The 1969-nt window shown below is 44.1% G+C and carries 2 protein-coding genes and 1 pseudogene; all 3 read right to left on the reverse strand.

Going from position 1 to position 1969, the window contains the following annotated elements; translation table 11 throughout:
• Positions 1 to 27: 27 nt before the first annotated feature.
• Positions 28 to 803, reverse strand: a pseudogene (locus tag SORDD27_RS04900) (ABC transporter permease).
• A complete protein-coding gene (locus tag SORDD27_RS04905; protein WP_000754118.1) occupies positions 800 to 1606 on the reverse strand; it encodes an ABC transporter permease in 807 nt (268 codons plus the stop codon). The pseudogene SORDD27_RS04900 and the gene SORDD27_RS04905 overlap by 4 nt, the downstream one beginning before the upstream one ends.
• Positions 1587 to 1969, reverse strand: a 383-nt coding sequence (locus SORDD27_RS04910; protein ID WP_155718891.1) for a TOBE domain-containing protein, incomplete at its 5' end; no start/stop codon positions are given. The genes SORDD27_RS04905 and SORDD27_RS04910, both read right to left, overlap by 20 nt.

Consider the following 1969-nt stretch of genomic DNA (forward strand, 5'->3'; position numbering starts at 1 on the left):
TTCCTGCTAAAAATGAATAGAGTTTTTTCATGCTTGCTCCTCCTTCTCACGTGAGATAAAGTAATATCCAACCACTAGGATAATACTAAAGAGAAAGACAAGGGCAGACAGGGCATTGATTTCCAGCGAAATTCCCTTGCGAGCTCGAGAGTAAATCTCGACTGACGAGGGTTAGAAAAGCCATTTCCCGTCACAAAGAAGGTCACGGCAAAGTCATCTAGTGAGTAGGTGAAGGCCATGAAATAACCTGCAATGATAGACGGTGTCAGGTACGGTAGCATGATTTCCTTAAACATCTGAAACTGGCTGGCACCCAAGTCATAGGCCGCATGAATCATGTCATCATTCATCTCCTTGAGACGAGGCAAGACCATCAAGACCACGATAGGGATGGAAAAGGCCACGTGACTAGATAGAACCGTCAAAAATCCAAGTGAAAACTTAAGCTGGGTAAAGAGAATCAAGAAGCTGGCACCAATCATAACGTCAGGCGCAACCATGAGGATATTATTGAGTGATAAAAAGGCTTCTTGGTATTTCTTACGAGACTGATAGATATAAATGGCACCGAAAGTCCCGATAATGGTCGCAATCAAGGCTGATAGAAAGGCCAAGAAAAAGGTTTGGGTGAGGATCAACATGAGGCGACCATCACCAAACATGGTTTTAAAATGGCTCAAGCTAAAGCCTGTAAAGCTGTTCATATCATCGCCAGCATTAAATGCATAGCCAATCAAGTAAAAAATTGGCAAATAAAGGATGATAAAGACAAAGGCTAGGTAGAGATTGGCAAATTTTTTCATCGTTCTCTCCTTTCCTTGGTCACCCACATGGTGATGAACATGGTCAGGATGAGGATCACCCCGATGGTAGAACCCATTCCATAGTTGTCATTGGTCAGGAAGTTCTGCTCAATAGCCGTTCCCAGCGTGATAACGCGGTTCCCACCAATCAAACGTGTCAGCATGAAAAGACTCAAACTAGGGATAAAGACTGATTGGACACCACTTCTTACTCCATTCATAGAAAGGGGGAAGATGACATGGCGGAAAGTCTCCCACTTGGTCGCACCGAGGTCATAGCTGGCATTGATGAGATTGTTGTCCATATCATCCAAGACATTGAAAATCGGCAAAATCATAAAGGGAAGCTCGATGTAGCTTGCGACGAAGATAAAGGAGAAATCAGTAAAGAGCAACTGTTGCGAACCGATTCCGATGAATTCCAAGAATTGGTTAATGGAGCCATTCTGACCAAAAATACCGATAAAGGCATAAGCCTTAAGGAGCAAATTAATCCATGTTGGCAGAATAATCAGCATGAGCCAGAGTTGACGGTGCTTGAGACGGGTCAAAAAGAGGGCTGTTGGATAACTGATGAAAAGCGTTACCATGGTCACAATCCCTGCATAAAGCACAGAGTTGAAGCTCATTTTGAGATAGGTCAAGTTTTGTGACGCAAAGTAGGATTTATAGTTTTCTAAACTAAACTGCCCTTCAATGTTGAAAAAGGATTGACCGAAAATCAAGACCAAGGGTGCGAGGACAAAGAGTGCAATCCAAAGCATGTAGGGCACTACAAAGAGTTTAGAGGTTGTTTTCTTCATCTCTTTCCTCCTCGATTGCGTTAATCAGACCTGCTTCTTGCTCTTCGATTTCTACGTACTCTTCGATACGAGCATCGAATTCTTCTTCGGTTTCGTTGAGACGCATGATGTGGATATCTTCTGGTTCAAAGTCCAGACCGATTTCCTCACCCACAATGGCCTTACGGGTCGAGTGGATCATCCATTCATTTCCGAGTTCGTCATAGGCGATAATCTCGTAGTGAACCCCACGGAAGAGTTGGGTATCAACCTTGACTTGGAGCTTGCCTTCTTCAGGAAGGGTAATGCGCAAGTCCTCTGGACGAATGACAACCTCAACTGGCTCATTTGGCTTCATCCCCCCGTCGACCGCTTCAAAGCGTT

It is taken from the genome of Streptococcus oralis, assembly GCF_001579025.1.
In the GTDB taxonomy this organism is placed as follows: domain Bacteria; phylum Bacillota; class Bacilli; order Lactobacillales; family Streptococcaceae; genus Streptococcus; species Streptococcus oralis_X.

Coding starts and splice junctions, on each gene's coding strand:
- SORDD27_RS04905 (WP_000754118.1), bottom strand. CDS start 1,606: ATGAAGAAAACAACCTCTAAACTCTTTGTAGTGCCCTACATGCTTTGG.